Source organism: Wukongibacter baidiensis (assembly GCF_050888315.1).
GTDB classification, from domain to species: domain Bacteria; phylum Bacillota; class Clostridia; order Peptostreptococcales; family Caminicellaceae; genus Wukongibacter; species Wukongibacter baidiensis.
Window position 1 is genome coordinate 1,812,797 of the sequence record NZ_CP138202.1, and the last position, 23,912, is coordinate 1,836,708.

The 23,912-nt window shown below is 34.4% G+C and carries 17 protein-coding genes; 4 read left to right on the forward strand and 13 right to left on the reverse strand.

Annotated features, from left to right (window positions below):
- Positions 1 to 3 precede the first annotated feature (3 nt).
- Together R9X47_RS08265 and R9X47_RS08270 are read left to right on the forward strand one after the other, a co-directional pair.
- A complete protein-coding gene (locus tag R9X47_RS08265) occupies positions 4 to 3,330 on the forward strand; it encodes an efflux RND transporter permease subunit (protein ID WP_432666323.1) in 3,327 nt (1,108 codons plus the stop codon).
- Between the two features lie 100 nt (positions 3,331 to 3,430).
- Positions 3,431 to 3,565, forward strand: coding sequence for a hypothetical protein (locus R9X47_RS08270; protein WP_432666324.1), 135 nt, complete (start codon positions 3,431 to 3,433; stop codon positions 3,563 to 3,565).
- A gap of 142 nt (positions 3,566 to 3,707) precedes the next feature.
- On the opposite strand, the gene R9X47_RS08275 is transcribed toward R9X47_RS08270, so the two are convergent.
- A complete protein-coding gene (locus R9X47_RS08275) occupies positions 3,708 to 4,421 on the reverse strand; it encodes a YaaA family protein (protein ID WP_432666326.1) in 714 nt (237 codons plus the stop codon).
- 137 nt (positions 4,422 to 4,558) lie between these two features.
- Positions 4,559 to 5,650 carry a GerAB/ArcD/ProY family transporter gene (locus R9X47_RS08280; protein ID WP_432666327.1) on the reverse strand — a complete coding sequence of 364 codons (1,092 nt, stop codon included), beginning with the start codon at positions 5,648 to 5,650 and terminating at the stop codon, positions 4,559 to 4,561.
- Between the two features lie 189 nt (positions 5,651 to 5,839).
- Here R9X47_RS08280 and R9X47_RS08285 point away from each other — a divergent pair, with 189 nt between their 5' ends.
- Both R9X47_RS08285 and R9X47_RS08290 read left to right on the forward strand, forming a co-directional pair.
- Positions 5,840 to 6,259: a 4Fe-4S binding protein gene (locus R9X47_RS08285; protein WP_432666328.1), complete on the forward strand. Its 420-nt coding sequence runs from the start codon at positions 5,840 to 5,842 to the stop codon at positions 6,257 to 6,259.
- Positions 6,249 to 7,994 carry an aldehyde ferredoxin oxidoreductase N-terminal domain-containing protein gene (locus R9X47_RS08290; protein ID WP_432666329.1) on the forward strand — a complete coding sequence of 582 codons (1,746 nt, stop codon included), beginning with the start codon at positions 6,249 to 6,251 and terminating at the stop codon, positions 7,992 to 7,994. The genes R9X47_RS08285 and R9X47_RS08290 overlap by 11 nt, the downstream gene beginning before the upstream one ends.
- Positions 7,995 to 8,146: 152 nt before the next feature.
- Here the strand turns inward: R9X47_RS08290 and R9X47_RS08295 are convergent, their stop codons facing one another.
- The 11 genes from R9X47_RS08295 to R9X47_RS08345 all read right to left on the reverse strand — a co-directional run bounded on the left by R9X47_RS08295 (position 8,147) and on the right by R9X47_RS08345 (position 23,632).
- On the reverse strand, positions 8,147 to 10,231 hold the full coding sequence (locus R9X47_RS08295) for a methyl-accepting chemotaxis protein (RefSeq protein ID WP_432666330.1): 2,085 nt from the start codon (positions 10,229 to 10,231) through the stop codon (positions 8,147 to 8,149).
- Positions 10,232 to 10,260: 29 nt separating this feature from the next.
- Positions 10,261 to 11,649, reverse strand: coding sequence for an APC family permease (locus tag R9X47_RS08300; protein WP_432666331.1), 1,389 nt, complete (start codon positions 11,647 to 11,649; stop codon positions 10,261 to 10,263).
- An 85-nt stretch (positions 11,650 to 11,734) separates the two neighbouring features.
- Positions 11,735 to 12,679, reverse strand: a complete 945-nt coding sequence (locus tag R9X47_RS08305; protein ID WP_432666332.1) for a 2-hydroxyacid dehydrogenase — start codon at positions 12,677 to 12,679, stop codon at positions 11,735 to 11,737.
- 13 nt (positions 12,680 to 12,692) lie between these two features.
- Positions 12,693 to 13,991 (reverse strand): nickel-dependent lactate racemase, encoded by a 1,299-nt coding sequence (larA, locus tag R9X47_RS08310; RefSeq protein ID WP_432666333.1) that lies wholly within the window; start codon positions 13,989 to 13,991, stop codon positions 12,693 to 12,695.
- Positions 13,992 to 14,208: 217 nt separating this feature from the next.
- Positions 14,209 to 14,616, reverse strand: a complete 408-nt coding sequence (locus R9X47_RS08315) for an aconitase X swivel domain-containing protein (RefSeq protein ID WP_432666334.1) — start codon at positions 14,614 to 14,616, stop codon at positions 14,209 to 14,211.
- A complete protein-coding gene (locus R9X47_RS08320; protein WP_432666335.1) occupies positions 14,616 to 15,821 on the reverse strand; it encodes an aconitase X catalytic domain-containing protein in 1,206 nt (401 codons plus the stop codon). The genes R9X47_RS08315 and R9X47_RS08320 overlap by 1 nt, the downstream gene beginning before the upstream one ends.
- A 222-nt stretch (positions 15,822 to 16,043) precedes the next feature.
- Complete coding sequence (locus tag R9X47_RS08325; RefSeq protein ID WP_432666336.1) at positions 16,044 to 16,907, reverse strand: FAD binding domain-containing protein; 864 nt, start codon at positions 16,905 to 16,907, stop codon at positions 16,044 to 16,046.
- Between the two features lie 20 nt (positions 16,908 to 16,927).
- Entirely contained in the window at positions 16,928 to 17,395 is a 468-nt protein-coding gene (locus R9X47_RS08330) for a (2Fe-2S)-binding protein (RefSeq protein ID WP_432666337.1), read from the reverse strand.
- Between the two features lie 34 nt (positions 17,396 to 17,429).
- The gene (locus tag R9X47_RS08335) at positions 17,430 to 19,682 is read right to left on the reverse strand and encodes a xanthine dehydrogenase family protein molybdopterin-binding subunit (RefSeq protein ID WP_432666338.1); all 2,253 of its coding nucleotides are present in this window, start codon (positions 19,680 to 19,682) and stop codon (positions 17,430 to 17,432) included.
- A gap of 181 nt (positions 19,683 to 19,863) precedes the next feature.
- A complete protein-coding gene (locus R9X47_RS08340; protein ID WP_432666339.1) occupies positions 19,864 to 22,902 on the reverse strand; it encodes an AAA family ATPase in 3,039 nt (1,012 codons plus the stop codon).
- A gap of 31 nt (positions 22,903 to 22,933) precedes the next feature.
- Positions 22,934 to 23,632 carry a GntR family transcriptional regulator gene (locus R9X47_RS08345; protein WP_432666340.1) on the reverse strand — a complete coding sequence of 233 codons (699 nt, stop codon included), beginning with the start codon at positions 23,630 to 23,632 and terminating at the stop codon, positions 22,934 to 22,936.
- Positions 23,633 to 23,912 lie beyond the last annotated feature (280 nt).

Here is a 23,912-nt window from a genome sequence, read left to right on the forward strand (position 1 = left end):
TAAATGAGTCGGAATAATAAAAAAAATATACCTGAACTTGAGGCTCCCCTTAACTTTCTAGGTAAATGGTCCTCTTGGTTTGTCAGTAGATATAGAGTTACGTATCTTATAATGGGAGCTATCTTAATATGGGGAGTCGCAGGTTTCCTTACCCTTCCAGTGGAGTCTAACCCCGAAGTTAAGGTTCCTATTGTTCAAATCACTACCCTATATGTGGGGGCTTCGCCAACAGAAGTTGAAAATTTGATAACTGATAAGATAGAGGAGGAATTAGAAAATATAAAAAATGTTAAAAAGATAAACTCTTCTTCTAGTCTCGGTTACTCACTTGTAACTGTGGAGTTTGAAAGCAAGGTTGATATAGATGATAAAACTAGAGAAGTTAAGGACAAAATCAACGGAATAAGAGAAGAGCTTCCTGATGATGCTGAGGAACCTTCTATCATCAGTATAAAAACTGGTGACAGCCCTGTTATGGTCTTATCTGTAAGTGGACCCTTTGATGAACAAATTCTTGAAGGCTATGCTAAAGAGATTAAGGAAGACCTTAAATCTATAGATGGGATAAGTGAAATAGATATTCTAGGCGGCAGAGAAAGAGAAATACAGATAATACTTGACCCAGAAAAGCTTGCTGCATATGGTGTTAGTCTTTATGAAGTAAAAGAAGCTGTTGCTTCAGAAAACATAAGTTTTCCCGGTGGAAATATGGACTTTGATGATAAGTCCTATAATATAAGGACCATGGGAAGATATGAAGATGTTGAAAGCATTGGATATACAATCATAAGAAGCTCTGACGAGGGTGATTTGCTTCTAAGAGATGTCTCAGAAATCATAGATGGTTTTGAGGCTCGAGAAATGTATATAAGAAAGGCTTTTAAGAAAAATAATGACTACTCTACAGAGAACTCAGTTGTAATATCTATAAAGAAAAAAAACTCAGCCCATATAGTCAAACTCTGTAACAAGATAGAAAAGCGTCTTAAAGGATATGACTATGAAAGGTCTGGCATTTCTGTAGATGTATCTTCTAATATGGCTGAATTTGTTGATGATCAAGTAGGTCTAGTCTTCAGCAGTGCAGTTTCAGGATTCTTCCTAGTAATAATTGTGTTATTTCTTTTTATAGGTTTCAATGAAGCTTTGATTGTATCAATTGTCATACCCTTAGCTATATTTGCTACTTTAGGTCTTTTTAAAGTGGTAGATTTTAGCATTAATAATATAACCATCTTCTCAATATTGCTTGCTGTAGGTATGTTAGTCGATAATGGCATTGTTATTATGGAGAATATCGTAAGATTAAAGGAAAAAGGAATAAGTTCTAAAGAGTCTTCTATTGCAGCTACAAATCAAGTGGCCCCAGCTGTAATGTCCTCTACCCTTACTACCATAGCTGCCTTTGCCCCTTTAGCCTTAGTAAATGGTATGATGGGCGACTTTATACGACCTACGCCTATTACTGTTATTTTAGCCCTTAGCGCTTCCTTTTTCATTGCTATCACAATAAACCCTGCAATAAGCTCTATATTTCTTAAGGATAGAAAGAAATATAAAGAAAATAAAATTCTTTCAAGGATTTTTAATGATAAAACAAAAAAATATCTTTCTATTATATTTATATTTGTCCTCTCAGTACTTGCCTTTAAAAATGATGATCTTGAAGGTATAAGACAATACGGTTTATTATCTTTTATTGCAGCAATTGGCTTTTCCTATGCCATGTATAGAAAACAGTTCAAGAGTAGAGAAAGACTATCTCAAAAGCTTATAAATAAATACTCTCATTTTCTGACATGGATAATGGAAAGTAAACAGAGAAAGAAAAGGTTAATTATATATATGGTCATAGCTTTTCTTATATCTTTATCCTTAGTCGGAGTAGGTCTTCTAAAGGTGGAAATGACTAGAGAAATAGATATGAAACTCATGTATATTGACATAGAAACCCCGAGTTCTCAAAGCCTAGAAGATACTCTTAAGGTGTCCATGAGAGTAGAAGATCAGATTAAAGGTTTAAAGGAGCTAGATGATTATATAACTTATGTAGGTGGTTCTGGCGTAGATATATGGCAGCCCTATAATAGCGAAACAGTAGCTAATAAAAATCAAGCTAGGATAGCGTTAAGATTTATACCAAAGACACACAGAGATAGAACTAGTATGGAAATAGCTGAGTATCTTAGAAAAACTATAAATGGTATTCCTGGAGCTAAAATTACCATAACAGAAATAGAAGATGCTCCTCCTGTTGGTGCACCCGTAGACATAAGAATCATTGGAAAAGATATTAATAAAACTCGAAAAATCGCAAATGACTTTAAAAAAATGCTTAAAGATATTAATGGAACTGAAGATGTAGAAACTTCTCTTGGCACAGGAGCATCTCAGCTTGTAGTCAAGGTGGATAAGGATAAGGCAAGTAGATTGGGTCTAAGAACCCGCGATATTGCCTATAGTATTAGATATTATAGCGCGGATATGGATGTAACTAAGTATATGGATGACGGTGAAGAATTTGATGTGGTAATTAAGAAAACAGATGGTAGTTTAAATAATATAAAGGATATGAAAAGCATATACTTTTTGAATTCTAAGGGCGAAGCCATACCCTTTAGCGAAATAGCAACCCTACGGGAAGTAGAAGGCATAAAATCCATAGAACATGAGGATTCTAAAAGATTCGTTAAGGTATATTCAAATCTTAAAGAAGGTTATGTAGGAGCCGAAATTCTTAATACCTTTGAAGAAAAAATTAAAGATTATGATATTCCCTCAGGTATAGATATAAAGTTCGGAGGGGAGGCAGAAGCTTTAAACGAAACATTCACAGAAATGATGATAAATATGGTCATAGCCGTTATTTTAGTATATACAATCCTCGTTGTTCAGTTTAACTCTCTAATACAGCCTATGATAATCCTACTTACTGTCCCTATGGCTTTAATAGGTGTTATGCCTGGATTATTTATTACAGGTAACAATTTTGATTTCTTCGCCTTTGTAGGTCTTGTATCTTTGGTTGGTATAGCCGTTAATGATGCCATAGTTTTAATAGATTACATCAATTATTTGAGGAATCATGGCCATTCTTTAGAAGACGCAATTATAACTACAGGAAAGACAAGGTTTATGCCCGTTATGGCTACTACATTGACTACCATAGGAGGAATTTTACCTATAACCATAAATAGACCATTTTTTCAATCCATGGGTGTTGCCATAATCTCAGGTCTCATGATGGCGACTATTCTTACCCTAGTTATTGTTCCAGTAGTTTATTCTATGTTTGAAGATAGAATAAGCAAAGTGAAGGGTATTTCTTAAATATTGGCGTCTATAGATTATAGATGTATTGTTATTAGCATCCAGTTAATGACATACATCTATGAAAATTCCAAAATGCTATTATTTAGGAGGGTTTTAGTTGAATGGGAGAGATATAGCAATTATGATAGAGCTAATGATAACGCTATGCGAGATTGAAAAAACGATTGACGTTTTTGATGATGAAATTACTTACAAAATATATAATGTCAATGAGCCATTAGGAGGTCTCTAAATAGACATAAACACTAAGAATTTTCTTGAATCCAAAATGTCCTAAAGCCAGTAGAATAACTGATTTTAGGACATTGGATTTCATGCTCTATAAAAAACGATATATAACTGCTTCTAATCCTTTTGCTTTATACAGTTACACTTCATCTTGTAAAAACAAGAGTATCCTTCTTTGAAAGTCCTTCATTAAGCACATATCCATCAACATTAAATTCCTTCAATGACGGTATGTCTTCTACCCTATTCTTTATAATGTAGTCTAGCATTCTTCCCCTAGCCTTCTTGGCATATGTCCCTATAGTTTTATATTTTCCATCGGATGATTTTTCCTTAAAGACGATGGTAGTCATAGGCTTTTTCACTATCTTACTAAATTCATTTGAGGCTAGATTAACTATTAACTCTTCACCTTCAAATATCCTAGTTACATCATCCTGCCAATAGCTATATAAGCTTTCATCATTTAGAATATTGATTTTCATATCTAACCTATATGGCTTAATCCTATCAGAGGGTCTCAAAGCTCCATATAATGCCGAGAGTATAAATAAGTGTTGCTGAAGGAAAACAAAATCCTCCTTAGTGTAACAGTCTATATCCAATTGTTTAAATACTTCACCAATATATGATAAGATAGCTGCTCCAGCTTCAGCTTGTTCATAGTTATGATAAGATTCATATGTCTGTTCCAGAAGTTTCCCTTTCACCTTAAATTTCTTAGCCATTTCTTCCTTCGTAAGCTTTTTTATTTCTTTAACTAGATTATCTGCTTTATCTTTGAAAATTGGTTCAGAAAGATTATGACTAGTTATGTGAGTAAAATCCTGTGTTTTACTTGGTGCTATAATAATTTTCATCTAATTTCTCCCTAGTTTTTATATATATTATAAAACAAGAAAGCTAATTTAAAAATCATAAATAGTCTAATTTAATAAAAATATTAATTATCACATTTATGATTGCATAATTTGCCAATCCATATAATCCCGTTAAATCATCTATTTAATTGATACTTCTTCTTTTTTATCTCAGAAATAATCCATATAATAATTGGAAGGAAAACTTGAAATGGCATAGCATAGTATGTCCACACTTCTAAAATTCCTTCAAAATAGTCAATTAAGCCTTCATTAATAAAGTAGGATAGATTAATCATAAGTAAAGAAATTGGTATTACTATATATCGATAATCCCGACATCCTACTACCTTCGTAACTCCCTTGCAAGCAGCTAGTAAATATATACTGCCTTTAACAAATGCTCCTATTATAAATCCAGCGGTTATTAATATTTCTATTCTGTGTATAACTGTTCCAATTTCTATTCTTGTAGCACTCTTATGTGAAGGATAATATACACTTGCAGCATGATCTATACCTAAAACAAGAAGGTTCATTAGTGAAATAGCAAGTATTAATATCCCACCGATTAGTAACCCCCTAATATAAATTCTATAAGGAGATCTTTTGGTTTTAAAATTCTTAAGTACTATAGCAAATACTACTATCTGGGTAAAAGGAAATGCAAATGTTCCAAAGGCCCCATCTATCACAGGTTCTATACCTTCGTAAAAGACAGGACGGATATTGTTGATATCCATCTCTGGAATCAAAAATACTATTGTGCCAATTATAAGGGCAATGAAAGCCCTTTTAAAAAAATTGGACCATCTCCCTAGTACTTCCACTCCTTCTTTTACTATCCATGTACATAATATTACAATACATATCATGGTAATTATTTTGGGTGTATCCACTAAGGAAACTGTACCAAGAAATAGGTTTAAATTCATGAGTACCAATACTCCTGTATGAAAGAAAAACCAAGTATATACAATAATAATACCCTTTCCAATAATTTTTCCAAAGCAAATTTCACAAATTTTAAATAAATCTTTGTCCACAAAAATATAGAGTATTCGGGCATACATAAGAGCTATAGGAAATGCTATAAGTAGTGATAAGATTATAGCTATCCATATATCTTTTTTAGCATTTATTCCCGACGCATATATTATTGAAGTTCCTATTATAAACAAAATCATAAGAGCTATTCCTTGTTCGTCAGAGATAGTTTCCTTATTCATTATTTACCTCCAAGATTCAGACCATAAAAAATATCTATAATATATTTTCCCCAAAATTAGCCAATTTTATATGAAGTTACCTTTTTCTTTATTAAAACCATTATAATTTCTAAATTTTTTTATCACAGTATTTTCAGTACAGTGATATATTTTTTTAAAATATTCCATAATATAGTTGAGGTGATAAAAATGTCAAAGGTTATAAGGGCAGTTGGAATGAACAAATGTATAGGTTGTTATTCCTGTATGTTAAGTTGTTCTGCTGTAAATCATAGAAGTCATTCCCTAGAAAAAAGTGCTATTAAAATAAAGACTAGTGGTGGTCTTAAGGGTAGGTTTACGAGTACAGTTTGTTTGGCTTGTAAGGATGAAAGAGCCTGTGTTGAAAGCTGTCCATCTGGTGCTTTAGAAAATAGATCTGGTGGAGGAGCTGTTTTAAGTGGTGAAAAATGTATCGGCTGCGGAAAATGTGTATCAGCCTGTATTATAGGTGCAATTTCCTTTGATGATGATTCTAATAGGCCCATCATCTGCAAGCATTGCGGTGTATGTACGAATTTTTGTCCCCATGAATGCTTAAGAATGGAGGAAGTAGAAGATGCTTTATAAAAATCACATAAAGGTTTTATATATAGATTTGTCAACTGAAAAAATTAAAGTAGAGCTTAGAGAAGATTTAAAGGAGTATCTAGGAGGTGTTGGAGTTGCTTCAAAACTTTTAGAAGAAAATATAAAACCAGCTCTTCATCCTTTAAATGAAAATCAGCCAATAATATTTGCAATTGGAGCCGCATCTTCAATATTTCCTGTAATTACAAAGACCGTTGCAATGTTTTATTCTCCACTCACAATGGAGCTAGGTGAAAGCTATGCTGGTGGAAGGTTTGCCATGTCTCTACTTTTCGCAGGCTATGATGCCGTAGTTATTACTGGCAAAAGTAATAAGCCCACCTATATAACTATACAGAGTAAAGATATAGACTTTAAGGATGCTAGGGCCCTTTGGGGTGCGTCTAGCGATGAAACTGGCAGAATAATAAGAGAACGGGAATCGGGAGAGGGCAAGCGGAGTATACTGAGGATAGGTCCTGCCGGTGAAAACCTCTCGAGCTTTGCAAGTATATGTGTCGATACCTATAGACATTTTGGCCGTCTAGGTCTTGGAGGAATATTTGGAAGTAAAAATCTTAAAGCCATAGTTACTATTGGCGACAATGACATCGATATCGAAAACTTCAAGGAATATTTTAAGGCCTATGGTGAAGTATTTAAAAAGGTTACTGAGACAGAATTAATGCAGAAATATCATGACCTTGGTACCGCTGTTAATGTTTCTCCTATTAATAAAATAGGTTCTTTACCCACAAGAAATCTAACTCAAAATAGGTTTGAGCATGCAGAAAATATATCGGGTGAAGAGTTTGCGTCTCAAAACTTAGTAAGAAAAATGGCTTGCACGGGCTGCCCCGTAGGTTGTATACATATAGGACAATTCAGAAGAGAATTTGATAAGGGGTATGAATATGAATCTATAAGTGTAGCCTATGATTATGAATTGATATTTGCACTTGGCAGTTATCTAGGTATTGACAATACTAAGGACATACTACAGCTTATCGAAAAGGTTGAGCAAATGGGTTTTGATGCCATTTCTGCCGGTGTAGTTTTGGGTTGGGCCACGGAGGCCTACAAAAAAGGATTAGTAAACGATACCTATACAATAATTCCTTTAGAATATGGTAATGCCAACAATTATCTTAAGGCAATCGAATATATGGCTATAGCATATAATGACTTTTACAGAGCTTTGTCTAAAGGCTCTGCTAAAGCATCTGAAAAGTATGGAGGTCAAGAGTTCGCTCTTCAATTTGCAGGCAATGAGACTCCTGGATATCATACGGGCTATGGTTCCGTAGTTGGCCATACCGTTGGTGCTAGGCATTCTCACCTATGTAACGGTGGATATTCTATAGATCAATCAATGAAAACCTTTAATAAAGAAAAACTCATTGAATCAATCTTCAATGAAGAAAGAGAACGCTGTATGTTAAATTCCCTTATTATTTGCTTATTTGCAAGGAAGGTTTATGATAAAGATACTATTCTGCTTTGTCTGAATTCCATTGGCTATAATTTGAATGAGGATGATTTAATCGGTATATCCGATAAAATTTACAAAACTAAACTTAGAATTAAAAAAATGCTCGGCTTTGATTTGAATAATGTGAAATTGCCTAGAAGAATCTTCGAAACTCCTTCTGCCACAGGAAGTATTGAGGAAGATTTGGCCTATGAGCTTATAGGTATGTATAAGGAAAAGATTGAAAAATATATGAGCTTATAGAAATGTAAATTTATAAGTGCGTTATATATAGATTATTCATAGAGAAAATCTAGCATATAATAATACATGCTAGATTCTCTATTATAATCACTACTTGAATCATAGGATCTCTTTAAGCAATTCAAATATTATTATCTTTATTGCTTCAGACCTTAGACAGTAAACTTTTTAACATCAACTTCTAGATTTTGTGAAAGCTCATTTACCCTTTTCGTCTGGTTCATAACTTCATCTATACTTTCTAATCTTTCCTCAACTGTAGCCGATACATTTTGAGCCATAGAAGATGTTTCTTCAGACAGAGCAGAAATATTTGAAATTACATCTAGTAATCTATTTTTCTTCGATATCATATCCTCATTATTATTAGCAATTGCTTCTGCTTTAGAAGTCAGCCTATAGATTGTATTTGATAAAGAATTAAAAACATTCTCAGTTTCACTTGCAGAATTTTTCTGTTCTAAAGATATACTTAGTGTATTGTCTATTCCACTTACTGCTGCATTTGACTGAACTTGTACGTTTTCAATTAATTTCTTAATGTTGTCAGCTGCCAGGCCCGATTGTTCAGCTAGCTTTCTTACCTCATCAGCCACAACAGCAAAGCCCTTGCCCTGTTCCCCTGCCCTAGCCGCTTCTATTGCTGCATTCAAAGCAAGCAGATTAGTTTGTTCTGCAATTTCGCTTATTACCTTTGTGATCGAATTAATTTCTTCTGAGCTATTATTCATCATCGTTATAACATCATGTACTTGTTCAATAGCATCTTTACTCTCTAAAGATTTATCAATTAATTCTTTTACAATATCTAGTCCGTTTTCATTAAGTTTTTTTGCATCATTGAATATAGTATCCATTTCTGTTATTGAATCAGAAACCTCATCAATTGCAGTTGCCAGACTATCTACGTTTTCAGATGCATCCATGATTGACGTAGCCTCTTCGGAGGCAGCCTGTGCAATTTCATTAATTGATTCAGTAATATTCATTGTAGACTCACCAAATTCTATCATGATATTTTCAACACTTGTAGATGCTTTTGAAACTTTGTGAGTAGAATTTTGAATTTGTGACAACAGTACTTTGATATCATCTTGCATTGTAAGTATAGAATTTGCTATAACTTTTATTTCATCTTTGCGTAGTAATAATTTTTCAGGAATATTCTCTTTGAAATTTCCCTGCCCAATTTTTTTTAGATGGTCTACGATTGCATCTAAGGGTTTTGTAAATAATCTGGTAAAGAGAATAGCCACAATCAGCGCTAAAATCATTACAGCAAAGGATATCCAAATAACAAGCTTTTGAATCCCATCGGCTTTAGCCATCATTTCCTCTTCTTCTATCGCTGCAATATACTTCCATCCTGTTTCAGGTGATGTAACTACATTCATAATATAGTTCTTTTCATCCATAGAAATCTTAGAATAAGCTTTCTCCTGTTTTACAATCTCATTCAATTTTTCTATCCCTAATTCGCTGATATTCTTAAAGTTCATATCTGATTCTTTAGGATGTGCTAAAATTGTTCCATCAGCATCGGTTAAAATAATATATCCTGTATTTCCTATTTTTATGTTCCTTATCATTTCTGTTAATTGTTCAAGACTAACATCCACTCCTTGAACACCTACAACCTCTCCTGCTTCATTTGCTATGGTAGTAACTGTACTAATATTTATTGCATGGTTTGAACCTTCGCCACCATCATAAGCACCTGTTCTTACTATCTTTCCCTTATTTTCTAAAGCCTTTGTGTACCATGGTCTCAGCCTTGGATCAAATTTTTCCTTGGTGTTTCCTTCCGGCCACTGTATATACCCTCCATCTTCTGTTCCTAAATATAAGTATGCCGTATTAGGGTGTGATTTTACAAATTCATTGTAAATATTATAAATTTCTTCTTCTATCCCACCATTTTGAGAAGGCACCATCTTAATTAAGCCTCTATCTCCCGTCTGATTTACATAGGAGGTTATACTATTATCAATATTTTTTATTAAAAAACTGTTAGATAAGTAATGACAGTTTTCTTTAATCACACCAAAATATAAGTTCATGGCATTACTTACTTGGGTAATCTCGTTAGTTGTGGATGTAATAAACTCCTCTTTCAATTGCTTTTTAACGTTTGAGTTTACTGTATAACCTATTGTTCCCCCCGTCAAAATAATTAAAGCAAGAAATACAACAATAAACTTGTTTTGTATATTCCAAAAATTTTTCTTCTTACTCATTATTATCACACCCTTCTCATTTGTATACACTACTTTTCAACTTTTGAATAGCACCATAGCGGTATGTATCCTGCTAATACAAAAAATCCTACAATAGTTGAAGCCCATCCCATATCAAGACTATTTAAGTAAATCACTCCCAATAAACATAGGGGTAAATTGAAAATGCCAAATATTAATGCAACCCTATTCCATCCTTTAGGTGCTTTAAATGGCCTAAATCGATTTTTAAATCTTTCATCTTTGTATGAAACAACATACGCAAATAGGCTTATTCCATTTGCGAATACATATCCTATGGACGAAGCTGCGATAATCGCCGTAGGAGTCCTTAAACAGATGAAAAAGATATTAAAGATTGCGATAACAACCATAGCAAAAATCGGTGTCCCAAACTTATTTGATTTTCCAAAAATTTTAGGTAGGTTACCTTCTGATGCCATTGAATGCATAGCCCTCGATGACCCTAGAAAAGCTGTTTGGATAATTAAGATCATCGCTGCTATTAACATCAATACCGATATATATCCACCAATTAAGCCGAAGGTTTGCTTTGATAATGTTAACATCGGAGAATTAGGATCTTGTAAAATTCCTTCAATTCCTATTGTTCCAACACAAGATGCCTGTACTACTCCAAATGTAAAGAGACATATCGTCCCACATACAAACAGTGCCTTCGGAACATCTGTCTTAGGATCTTTATACTCAGGACCATAGATAGCAGCAGTCTCCCATGCGCAGGCACTCCACTGAGCCATGGCAAAAACTCCTAGAAGTATCATTATATGTTTAAAATCCCAAGTCCAACTCGGTGGAAGCCAAGACATACTTATGTTTGAAAAGTTAAAATCCCCTGTAAAAAATGGAGCCATTGAAATAATAATAAGTGGTGCTAAAGAAAAGATTGCTAAAATATTTCCCAACTTAGCTCCATTAGAAACACCTCTATAATTAACAATTATTAATAGAACAAAGATCACAACACCTGCAACAAGAGATATTTTAAATTCTGATACCTTATTAAGTGCTGGAATCAACCCATGTAAATAGCTACCTATAAGTAGTGAAAATATTGCCATAGCGGGAGCCCATGCAAACCAATAACTCCAAGCACTAAATCCCCCGATAAAGCTGCTTATATTATATTTATTATCATTATTACCCTTGAAAACTGTTTGGGCATAACCTGGCAAGCCGGAAGCACCTGGGAACATCACTGCCAGCTCACCGTAAGCCATGTTTTGCATAAATCCTTGCACTACAGAAAGTATCCAGACAATAATCGAGAAACCCCAAGCATAATTTGCAAACGTACCAATTGAAGGCAGTATTAGAAGAGGAACTCCTAATGCTATAAATAATCCTTGCTTCCAGTCTATAGATCTCTTAAGTTGACTGTTATTTTCTTCTATCATGTCTATACTCCTTTAACTATATTTTTAAGATTATTAATTAAATAAAAGAGACCAGCCAACCTGATCTCTTTTATTCATAGTTCAACTAAATATTTACAATATTAGTTGGCTGTAAGTTTACATAGTTCATGACATTATCAATGCATATATCTGTTTTCGTAGTTATTGCCTCTTCCGTATAAAATCCCATATGAGGTGTTAATACTACATTATCTAAGTCCAGTATTTTAGAACCACTTTCAGAAGTCATATCAATATCATCAAGCCCTGCTCCATAGATTTCTTTACTTGCTAATGCTTCATAAAGTGCCTCTTGATCTACAAGCTTTGCCCTAGCAGTGTTTATAAATATTGTACTATTTTTCATTAAGCTAATCTCTCTATGGGATATAATGTTTTCCGTCGCTGGTAAAAGAGGCATATGAATCGTTATTATATCAGTTTCTGTAAAAATTCTTTCAAAGTCCACATATTCTATCCCATACTCTTTAGCAAGATCTTCCTTTGGAAATGGGTCATAGGCAATTATTTTCATATCAAATCCCTTGGCTATTTGAGCTACTTTAAACCCGATAGCACCTAAGCCAATTATTCCTAAAGTCTTTTCTGTAAGTTCTCTTCCCTTAAATTTATCCCAATTGTATTCTCCGCTCTTTCTAACATCTATATCCGCCCCAGGTATTTTTCTCGAAACTGAAAGCATTAGACTAACAGCCAGCTCCGCTACTGCGTTCTTTGCATATCCTGGTACATTTGTTACTATTATTCCCCTTTTCTTTGCTTCTTCTATATCTACATAGTCGTATCCGGTGGCCCACAATGATATCATTTTAAGATTAGGAAGTCTACTTAAAACATCCTTTGTTATATTGGTCCATCCTAAAATTATTATATCCGCATCTTTTCCCCTTTTAATAATTTCCTCGTTATCCCTTGGTAATCCATCGAATATCTCCAGATTCCCTATGGTTTCTAGCCGTTCTTTTTGTTCTTTATTTATAACTACGCTATCTAATACTACTATTCTCATAGACCTCACCTCCTTATTCTAGATATGGAAGACAGTCTCCGCCTCTAGGTAAAACTCCCACTTTCCCGTTAGAAGTCTTAGCTAGAGCATAATCAACGGCCTCTTGCAGTGTTTTAAATCTCTCATATTCTAAAACCTTTATATCATCATCAGACAATCCATCGGTTACTATCAAAATGTTTGCACGCTCTCTAACTCTAGAATTTGCCATGGCTATATCTGCCGCTACTAAATCTGCCTTTTCATCCTCTAAAGGAATGTTTTTTACTGCCTTCTTTGCTTGTTCGTAGGTATACTTACACCAATGTCTAAGCCTAGGATGATTATGCTCCATTCCCTCGTAGCACGGTGCCACAAATATGATATATCCGCCTTCTTTAACACTGAAATATGCCGATACCAGACCCTTTTCGGCCTGCCAATAGTCAATATCACATGGTGATGAACTTACAACAACGACATCGGCAAGACTCGGAATTTGAACCCCGTATACCTTTCCAGAAAGCTTTGATCCTTCTCTATGGGCCTTTACAAAGTCACCCGTAAAGATATCTACTACCTCTCTTTCTGGAGTCATTACTACATTTATTATGAATCTTAATCCTACCTTGCCAGCAACTTCCTCAATTCCTTGCCTGCAAGGATTATTGTCTATATTTCCAAGGGGAATTTCCTTCATTAGAGCTCCTGCAATATGTGTTGCTGAGGTAGTAGCACTACCACATATACCGGGCTGTACTATTTTAGCCCCTCCTGAAAATCCTGCATCGGAATGTGGAATAATATTTCCCAGTCCAATCATGTAGTCAAACTCTAAAACCTTCTTGTTTACATGTACAGGAAAAATCATGTCACCGACTCTTATCTCCCCTAGATCTACTATCGAATCTTTGTCTGTATAATCATGCTGATGTATCTTTATAGTTTCGTATATTTCCATTCCTACCTTTTCTATTATTTCCTCTTCAGTCATTACTCTATGGGTTCCAGGTGCAGTTAATATTTCAATATTTTCCTTCCTCACTCCAGCATTTTCTAGGTAGTCTATTAATATAGGAAGTATTTTATTTACAGGAGTTATACGGGTATTGTCCTCAATCAAAATCAGTACCCTATCCTTTGCAGATACCTGATTCTTTAATGCCTCACATCCACTAGGCCTGTCTAGCCTTTCTATAAGGGTTTTATTAAAATCCAGTAGTGGATCAAAGCTTTCCATCTTGCCCTCAAATAGGAATAACTCGTTTGGTATTTTTGCCTCTAATTTTTCTTCTCCATAGGGTACAGTAATGATTCTCATATTTTTAGGCATTTGTACACCTTCTTTTCTATAGTTTAGTCTTCAACTACTTTAATAGATGTGTGACTCAGAAATTTTGCAAACGAAAGTAGACGCTGAGGTTTCCTTCGTAGCAATGTGGATAAGCTTAAATTTTCCTATTAACTTACATATAAAATTTAAGTTTACCGTCTGAGCACGAAGGATTCTCAGTGGCTACTTGAGTAGGTTAAACTTATCAATAACACATCTATAAAAGTGTAATTTGACCGTTATCGGCATCTAATCTTATTCTATCTCCATCCTTTATGGTTTTATAGAACTCTTCATCAACTCTGTCAACCATAGGAGTTTCCATGATTATTGCACTTGATACTAATACCGTTTCAGGATTTTTAATAATCATGGCCTTTGGTGCATTGTTTTTCATAGCAAGCTGGAACATTCCATCGGCCTGCACTACGGAGCTTCCTTTACCGCCTGGGAAAACAAGGATTTTACCAGCTACACTTTTTCCTTCTAATGAATGCCCCTTTTCTATCATTATGCCTGTTTCAGGATCAAGTAAGTAAAACATAATATCATCAGTTGATATTAATACCTCTCCCTCTACGACACCGTCAGAAATCTTATGACAATTATATGTTATATTACTCATTATTTTACCTCCCCTTCTAATGCCGCTTTTACACATGTCTCTAAGTCTCTTATTACAAAATTTATTCCTCTACGTCTTGGGTAGTATGCACACTTTGGAGACTCTGTAACTCCTATTTTTCCATTTAAATGCTTCCAGCACGGCTGATCTGGACAGCTATCCTCTACTATATGTCCACCTGCTTCATTTATTATCTTCAGTAGACCCATTCTATCTGCAAGTTCCTTTGTATAACTTGATGTAAGTATCCACATCTCAACTGCTAATTTTTTACCTTCAATCATTCTTGCTATTTCCTGTACCTGATTTAATGTAAAGTGAGGGCAACCAAACATTGCGAAGTCTATTTTTCTATCTCCCGCTTCTGAAATCTCCTTAAGGATATTTTCAAGGTCTTCATTGGTTATCACTACTTTTCTAGCTGGCTCTTTACCACCGAAGGCCTGTTCAAGGGTTTGAGCCTCTGGTGTTACGCCTACTATGTGATACATTCCATAGGCTCCAGATGTATTAAGCTGTGCTCCTAGGTTCATTAGGGCCTCAGGAGAAATAACCTTTGGTAATCCTGTAAACACAGGTATTCCCTTACCAATTTTTTTACCCATGTATCCTAAAAGCTGATATTCGAAATCAGACTTCATATCTGCTTGTACCTCTACTAAAATATCTCCCCTTCGATTCTCATCAAAAAGCAAACCATATTCAGGCACATATCCTGTTATCGCTGCACATAATGCACTTTGTGCCGATTCTCTATTACTTCTCGCTCCCCATACTGAGTTTACAAATGGTGTTGCACTTGACTCAGAAAAGGCTGCAACTTCACCAAACTTAGGAATATTACTTCCAAGATAAGGGGTACAATTGTAAGATAAAATAGCTCCTAACCCCTTGTACGCATCGTGAGTTCTTTGCATAAGCTTTTGGTCTTCCTCTGGAACATCTACAACCTTTGTCATGTAAGATAGACAAAAGCCAGGGTTTACCGTTGGAGCCACTGTACACTTTGCTCCAGCATTAAGAAGTTTTTCAGCAAACCATAAATCTGCTTCCTGATTACTTAGTGCTACATGGGCCCTTGTGATAGGCACCATTCTCTTTGCGTCAAAGGATTCTCCTACAGCTACCTGAATCTTCATTGCCATAGCCACGCCTTTACCATACTTACCATCTAGCATATCTTGTTGTTTCTGTGTTAACTCCATATGTTTTCCCTCCTATTTTTAGTATAATTTCAATTTGAATACAAGCTGTATACAGCTCAAGTTAAAAAAATAGTAACTTTCTTAGGTATAAATTCATTAATAAATCTATAATAGGATTTTCTGAATAGCTAAAATTTTGAGCTATTCAGAAAACCAAATCTTAACTTCTATATTAGAGATAAGCAACTTCGAGGTATAATAAGTTTCAAATATTAATGTTGTTTATCTATAGAAAAGCTTATCAAAAATACTATCTGTAAGCCCCTTAACTGCTTCTTTCTTATATGGCATTGAGCTTCTACCCTTTATAGATTCTTGAACGGTTTTTGATATTTCATCGGCAAATATACTTCTAAGTTTATTGTCTATGACTCTTCCTCTTAATGCTTCTTCTGCTCTAAAATCTCTAAAGGACTTCTTTCCTACTGCACCCAGAGCAATTCTTATATACTCTATTTCATTTGATTCCTCATTAACCTTTGCCAATACTGCAATATTTGCCTTTGATATTGTTACAGCGCTTCTAGTTCCTACTTTGACAAATCCACTTCTATAAGATTCATCAACTATTTTAAACTTTATTGTTCTTATAACTTGGTCTTCTTTTAATATTAGCTTATTTGCCCCAACAATTAGCTCACCTATTGATATATCAGTAATCTTACCCTCTTTGTCCATTACCTGTACAACAGCCTCAAGAGCAACTAAAGCAGTTATACAATCACCTGCTGGAGAAGCATTGGCAATGTTTCCTCCAATAGTTCCTAGGTTTCGGATTTGCGTAGAACCTACCTGGCTAGCAGCCTCTACCAAACAATTCCCATGCTTTTTTATAATGCTACTTTTTTCGATTTCTGCGAAGGTTACCCCTGATCCTATATAAATATAGTCATCTTCATGGCTAATTGATTTTAGTTCATCAATTCCCGATATATCAATCACTAAGTCTGGGGTACTATGCCCCTCATGAATCGCAACAACTAGGTCTGTACCTCCTGCAAGTATTTTGCTTTCAGATGTAGCTTTACCTAAGGCTTCTTTAAGCTCAGTAATATCTTTAGGAGCAAGTACATCAAAACTATGCATAGACATCCTTCCTCTCAGTTTTAATCAATATTTGTAGAGTCGGCTGCATCCTTAACAGCTTCAATTATTTTTGAATAACCCGTACATCTACATAGGTTCCCTTCTAAGGCTCTACGGATTTCTTCATCGGTTGGATCTGGATTTTCCATTAGTAATGCCTTTGCAGACATTATCATACCGGGAGTACAAAATCCGCACTGTACAGCTCCATGCTCCACAAATTTCTTTTGTAGTATGTCAAGTTCCCCATCTTGTTCTAGACCCTCAATAGTAATTATTTCTTTTCCACTAATTTGACTTGCTAATATTAAGCAAGAATGCACTGCTTTTCCATTCATGATGATTGTACATGCCCCACATTCTCCTTCACCACAGCCTTCTTTTACCCCAGTTAATCCCAGTACATCACGTAAAACATCAAGAAGTCTTAAGCTTGGCTCAATATCTATTGAATAGTCCTTGTTATTAACATTAAAATCTATTTTCATTGTCGACCTCCTAATTTCACAACAGATTATATCTCTACTTATCTTCTAAGACCTCTATTATTCTTTCTGGTGATAATGGTAAATCGCAAAGTTCTGTATCTAAGGCATCATTTACTGCATTTATAACTGCCGCAGCCACAGGAACTACTGCAATTTCCCCTACACTCTTAGCTCCGAATGGACCGTCATCTCCACCATACTCAAGTATTTTAACCTTTGTATCGGGCATGTCAGGTGCATTAACAATTGTATAATTCTTGAAGCTATCATTTTTAGGTATACCACTTTTATTTATCTTTATGTCCTCACATAAAGCGTAGCCAATACCCATTTGAACACCGCCTTGTACCTGACCTTCAATCATTCCTCTATTTATTGCTTTACCAACATCGTGGACCGCAAGATAATCTGATACCTTCACCAAGCCTGTCTTAGTATCTACTAACACCTCGGCAAAATGTACAGCATAAGCTCCAGGATTTGATACATTTGAATATGTTTCCTTAGCAATGATATCCACCTGATATTTCACCTGAGAAATAGATGCTATTTCCCTATAACTTATTTTTTTCTCAGGCTCACCTAATGGCCAAACGTATCCATCTTTACTTTCTAGATAAGATTCTGATTTTCCAAGAATAACAGCAGCTTGCTTAATTATCATATCTTTAACCTTGCCCGCCACATTAAAAGCACATTTACCAGATACATAGGTTACTCTGCTTGAAAATGTCCCCATATCATATGGTCCCATGGTAGTATCGGCCTCCATTACCTTTATAAGCTTAGGATCTACCTCAAGAACTTCTCCTACTATTTGAGCCATACTGATTAAAGTTCCACAACCCATATCATGTACTCCCGTATTTAATACGAAGGTTCCATCCTCATTCATCTTTAAAATCATAGAGCAAAGATCTTGTATTTTACCGAAGAAGCCATTCACGTGACCTCCACAGGCGAATCCTATTCCTCTTTTATATCGACCTTCATCTTTATCTCTCTTTTGTCTTTCTTTCCAGTCAAATTCTTTAGCTCCCTCTATGAGACATTCTCTTATTCTAGCATTTCCTAAGGATATCTTAGATAATATTTCCATATCACCTGGATAAACTAGATTCTTTAGTCTAAATTCAATAGGATCCATATCCATTCTCTTTGCGATATTATCCATATGTATCTCTATTGCTGTATTTATTTGAGGGCACCCCCAGCCTCTACAACCGCCTGCTGTAGGAGTGTTTGTATAAATAGTCTTCGTTTTATAGTTTAGATTAGGTATTTTATATACCCTAAAGGCTTTTTTCCCCATAGCAACGGCTAAATCTGCAGTGTTTGCTGCATATGCACCTGCATCTACTAGTGAGCTGATCTTACATCCTGTAATTTTCCCATCCTCTGTAAGACCTGTCTCAATATCTATTTCAGTAGCAGTTCTTGTGATAGTACTAAGTATTGCATTAGTCCTAGAAAACTGTAGCTTTACTGCTGACTTTGTTTCCATCGCCATAAATGCCACTAGGGGTTCTAATATTACATGCTGCTTAGCTCCGAAGGAACCTCCCATAGTAGCCTTTATTACCCTTATATTGCTATATGGAATATCTAATAGTTCACCTACAGTATTTCTAACGGCATATACACTTTGACAAGGTGTCCATATTGTAAATTCTCCCGTTGGTTTATATTCTGCAACACACACGTGGTTTTCCATAGTCGCATGATGAACCTTCTGTGTAGAAATAGAATCCTTAAAGACCATGGGCGACTTTTTTATACTTTCTTCAGAGTTCCCTACATTTAACTCTGCCTCACTTAATAGATTTCCTGCCTCATGAATCCTTGTTTTTTCGTCTTCCAATGCTTCCTTTGGATCTGTTAGAACAGGCAGTTCTTCATACTCTACTTCAATAAGCTTTACTGCCTTTTCAGCAGTAAAGGGATCAGTAGCTACTACTGCCGCAACCCTGTCTCCAATAAAACGTACCTTGTCGGCAAAGAGGTGCTCATCCTTTGGAGCATTTTGATCCACATAGAATATATAGTTACTAAAGGTCTTTTTGGGTGAGTTCTCATGGGTAAAGACCTTCACCACTCCCGGTACTGCTTCTGCTTTAGACGTATCAATTTTCTTTATTATTCCATGAGCTATAGGACTAAATAGTATTTTCGCATGGAGCATATTTGGAAACTGCAAATCTCCCGCATACTTTTGTCGTCCAGTAACTTTTAAAACCGCATCTTGTATCGGATATGTCTTACCGATATATCTATTTGATTCCTTCACCTTATCCCTCCCTAAGAAGTTGTAACCAAGTCTTACCCTTATAATAAATCACGCTACGTCAAATTACCGTCAACTCAAATCAAAAAAATTAAAAAGGGTGTTATAGAACAGAATTCATTCTAAAACACCCTAGGCTCTAAATTCAAAAAACACCTTTCTGAGACATCGCCTATTAGTATTACTATGCAATATTTTCAAGCATTTTAACTTCATTATTACATCCTAAATCTCTAAAAATCGCTAGTGCTCTTTTTCTATATACTTCTAAATCATCATCCAAATATTCTTCAAATGCCTTTCTCAATTCCCCATCGCTATTCATCATTAACTTGATTTCGGTTTTTATTCTCAAGGTTATTCCTATCCAATATTTCTTTTGTAGTTTTTCTGCCTGTCTATCGGCATTTTTTAATGCTATAAGTGCTTCTTTGTATCTTTTTTCATAAACATTGAAAAGCGCCATGAAGCTACTAGCAATTATATACCCTTTACCCTCGGTAAAGTCATTGTACACCCTTAGTGAGTTTTCAAAGTAGTTTCGTGCCCTTTCTAGATCTCCTGTTTCAAATGCTGAATGTCCAGCATTTGCATAAATCAAATCTAATCCCCAATATATATTTTTGCTCTCACATATATCTATACATTTTTCATAAAGTTCAAGGGCATCTTGTGTCCTCTCCGAATAATTATATATATTTGCAATAAAGTTTTTAGCAGCAACAATGCTAAGGGTATATTTATTATTTATATCTTCCATATCTTTAAATATTGTTATTGAATTCATTAGATAATCATGGGCTTTTTTATAGTCTCTCTTCAAGATATACAATATTCCTAAAAATCTTAGGGACGTTCCTATTCCTTCTTTAATATTATATTTAAAGCAAAGGTCATACATACTGTTCCCATACTTATCAAGTATATTTTCATTATCTGTTTGGATTCCATAATAACACATCTGTTGTAGTCCTTGAATAGTAATATTTATATCATCATCTTCCTTAGTGTTGTTTAATATAATCTCTAGCAGTCCTACTCCCCTTTCATATTCCCCCTGCCAAATCAAGTAATTACTTTTCATCGTCAGATATTTTCGCTCTTTGCCCTCTAACTCTTTAGAATTTCCCTTAGTTCTTTTTATTTCTGTAATGAGATTTTCAATTTCATCAAAGGTTTTTTCTGCGTACTCTAATGATAATCTGTTTTTACTTATAGCCTGTAAAGTTCTATCATTTATTAAGGGAAATAATTCATGACTTAGATTTAAGTATACCTCCACACTTTCTATCATATATTTCAACTGTTTCTCTAGGTTCCTGCTTTTAGAAAAATAGTATATAAGTCTCTTTAGTAACTTACTATCATACATATCCTTCTTATAATAGCTTTCTAGACAGGTAGCAACCTGATTATTTAATATTTTTGACCTTGATAAGGATAACTGGGAATATACGTAATCTCTAAGCTTTTTATGGGAAAATCGATATGAAATCTGCCCTTTGTGATTGATGAGTTCCCTAACTATATTCTTTTCTCTGAGTTCCTCTATCATATCGACAAGTCTATTGGGACTTTCTTCACTAACACACAGAAGGGTATCAAAGGTTGTTTCATCGAAAAAAATACTCAATATATTTAATAGTCTTCTAGCATCTTCCGAAATAGATGCTAGACGGTTCTCTAGTATCCCTTTCATTTTTAGGCTTAGAGATTTAAAGTCCTTCCCCTCCTTTAGTAGCGCTATTGCCTCTACTAAAAAGAATGCATTTCCTTCCGTCTCTTTATATACTTCTCTAATAACCTTATCTTTGAGTTTTAGGTCAGGCATCATAACCTTACATAATCTAAAAACACTCTTTTCTGAAAATCTATCTAATTTAACCTCAGTTAATAAGTTGAGCTTTTGAATCTGATACATATGGTTATCAATTCTCTTTTTACCTATATTTCTAGAGGTCCCCACTATCAATATGGGTAAGTTTCTTCCATCAGTTAGAATTTTAATAAACAGTTCAATACTTACCTTATCGCACCATTGTATATCTTCAATAGTAATTATTATTGGGTGTTTTTTTGCTATTTTAGTAATTAATTCACTTACTATTTCTACCACAAATTGGACTTTAAACTTTTCATTGCTAAGTAAAACATCTAGATCCAACTTTTTATTATCAAACAGAGTGGGAAAGAAGCATCCAAGTATCTGCTTTTTCAAATCGGATATATCGATCTCATCGATATTTATATTTTCAATCAGTTGCTCTAGGATAGCATTCCAAGGCTCTAATACATAATCCTGTACAGCTTGAAAGCACTCGGTTTTCAGCACAGTAATACACTTATTACTATGCTTTTCCATAAAACTTGATATTAAGGTGGTCTTTCCTGCTCCTGCTTCTCCATAAACCATCAAACAGCCTGCAGTACGTTTATTTAAAAAGGTTTTAAATCTATTATTAAATATTTTTATCTCCTTTTCCCTTTCATAGCAGTCTGTCCTGCTTATATTTTCGTGTCTGTTATTTAGTTCATTGTCATATATTTTATTATATAGATCCCTGGTAAGTGGGTCGGGCTTAATTCCAAGTTCTTTGCTAAACTTATTTTCTAGAAATTCATATAGTTCAACTAATTTGCCAATTTTTCCATTATCATAATAAAGACCCATTAATCTTCTATAGGCTTCTTCATTATATTCATCCTTTTTTATTAGCATTTTCAAATATCGCTCTATACTCGTAAAATCACAGGATTCAATACCTCGTTCTATAGCATTATTCAATTTATCTAAATAGCATTGACCATAGAAGAGCTTTTTTTCTCCTACCCACTCTTCAAATTCTTCAGATTCCTTCAGAGAAAAACCACTTAAAAATTCCTCACCAAAGGTTTCATGAATTTCATTATCCATTTCCATAAGCTCATATACATCAGCTTTAATTTCAATATTTGAGTCTAAAGCTACAATAGAACGGTTAACTATGTTTATACACTGAACCGGAAGAGTCTTTTTCAAAATATAAATTGCATTTCGTAAATTCTTTTTTGCGTCACAGTCACTTCTGTTTCCCCAAAGAAGCCACGAGACCTTATCTCTTAGTACCTTCTTATTTACAACTAAATAATAAAACAGTGCCTCCGTCTTCTTATATGGAAATTCTATTATCCTTCCATCAACCATAACCGAAGGTGTACCTAGTAATTTTACTTCTATTGCCACTTATTTAGCCCCCCTTCATAATATAAAAGAGTTAAAAGCCCTCAAAAATCTCAATATTATTTTCCTTTATTATGCTTGCTGAACTATGAATATGTTCTCTAAGTAATCTAGATAAATTAGCTCCATCCTTCTTTTCAAGAAGTTCTATTATTTCTAAATGCCTCTTAACTGTATCTTCCACATCGTCCAGAGCCATCACTGAGATCATTTGATATCTAAGTATAAGTTGATTTATATTTCTCATAATTGATTTTATGTAGCTATTTCCACATTTCTCTATAAAAAGACCATGAAGCATATTGTCATATTTGCTTATCTCTCTATTATCAATGATTTCTTTATTCTTAATCCTTTTTAATATATTTTCCCAAATATTTTTATGGGTTTTGATGTCTTCTTTAGTAATAAATTTTAGTGAGGACTCAATAGCCATACATTCTAGGTTTTCTCTTACCTTAAATAAATCTATCAAATCCTTCATACTTACATCCTTAACAAAAACTCCTAATCCATTTTTAATTTCCACAAAGCCTTCATTAGCTAGCATTTTTAATGCTTCCCTTACTGGAGTTCTACTCATATTGAGACTCTCGCTAAGACCATTCTCACTTATCCACGTCCCTGGTTTAATTTCGCAATATATTATGGCTTCCTTAATTTTATTATAGGCCTGCTGATTCAAGGTAGGTTTTGTTGACTTACTATATTCTAATTTTGATTTCGCCCCCATGTATATCAAACACCTCTACTTTCAATTTTTCATCACTTGTATACAGGTTGTATATAAGATGTATTCGTCAAATTTCATCATTTTCCTTCTAGAAAAAATTATTTTTATATAAAAAAAATAAAGCTCCTACTGGAGCTCAGACTAATGGTAAACTCAATTTTTTTATTTGGCTCTTTCGCTTCAAGTTTACTAACGATGTAAACGCAATTTTTATTATCTTTTTCATAATGTATTTAGAATACTAGACCATAACTTAAATGTCTGTATCCCATTTACATTA

Bases quoted from the DNA above. Each gene is read 5' to 3' on its own strand.
- R9X47_RS08265 (WP_432666323.1), top strand. From the start codon at position 4: ATGAGTCGGAATAATAAAAAAAATATACCTGAACTTGAGGCTCCCCTT.
- R9X47_RS08275 (WP_432666326.1), bottom strand. From the start codon at position 4,421: ATGAAAATTATTATAGCACCAAGTAAAACACAGGATTTTACTCACATA.
- R9X47_RS08280 (WP_432666327.1), bottom strand. From the start codon at position 5,650: ATGAATAAGGAAACTATCTCTGACGAACAAGGAATAGCTCTTATGATT.
- R9X47_RS08285 (WP_432666328.1), top strand. From the start codon at position 5,840: ATGTCAAAGGTTATAAGGGCAGTTGGAATGAACAAATGTATAGGTTGT.
- R9X47_RS08290 (WP_432666329.1), top strand. From the start codon at position 6,249: ATGCTTTATAAAAATCACATAAAGGTTTTATATATAGATTTGTCAACT.
- R9X47_RS08295 (WP_432666330.1), bottom strand. From the start codon at position 10,231: ATGAGTAAGAAGAAAAATTTTTGGAATATACAAAACAAGTTTATTGTT.
- R9X47_RS08300 (WP_432666331.1), bottom strand. From the start codon at position 11,649: ATGATAGAAGAAAATAACAGTCAACTTAAGAGATCTATAGACTGGAAG.
- R9X47_RS08305 (WP_432666332.1), bottom strand. From the start codon at position 12,679: ATGAGAATAGTAGTATTAGATAGCGTAGTTATAAATAAAGAACAAAAA.
- larA (WP_432666333.1), bottom strand. From the start codon at position 13,991: ATGCCTAAAAATATGAGAATCATTACTGTACCCTATGGAGAAGAAAAA.
- R9X47_RS08315 (WP_432666334.1), bottom strand. From the start codon at position 14,616: ATGAGTAATATAACATATAATTGTCATAAGATTTCTGACGGTGTCGTA.
- R9X47_RS08320 (WP_432666335.1), bottom strand. From the start codon at position 15,821: ATGGAGTTAACACAGAAACAACAAGATATGCTAGATGGTAAGTATGGT.
- R9X47_RS08325 (WP_432666336.1), bottom strand. From the start codon at position 16,907: ATGCATAGTTTTGATGTACTTGCTCCTAAAGATATTACTGAGCTTAAA.
- R9X47_RS08330 (WP_432666337.1), bottom strand. From the start codon at position 17,395: ATGAAAATAGATTTTAATGTTAATAACAAGGACTATTCAATAGATATT.
- R9X47_RS08345 (WP_432666340.1), bottom strand. From the start codon at position 23,632: ATGGGGGCGAAATCAAAATTAGAATATAGTAAGTCAACAAAACCTACC.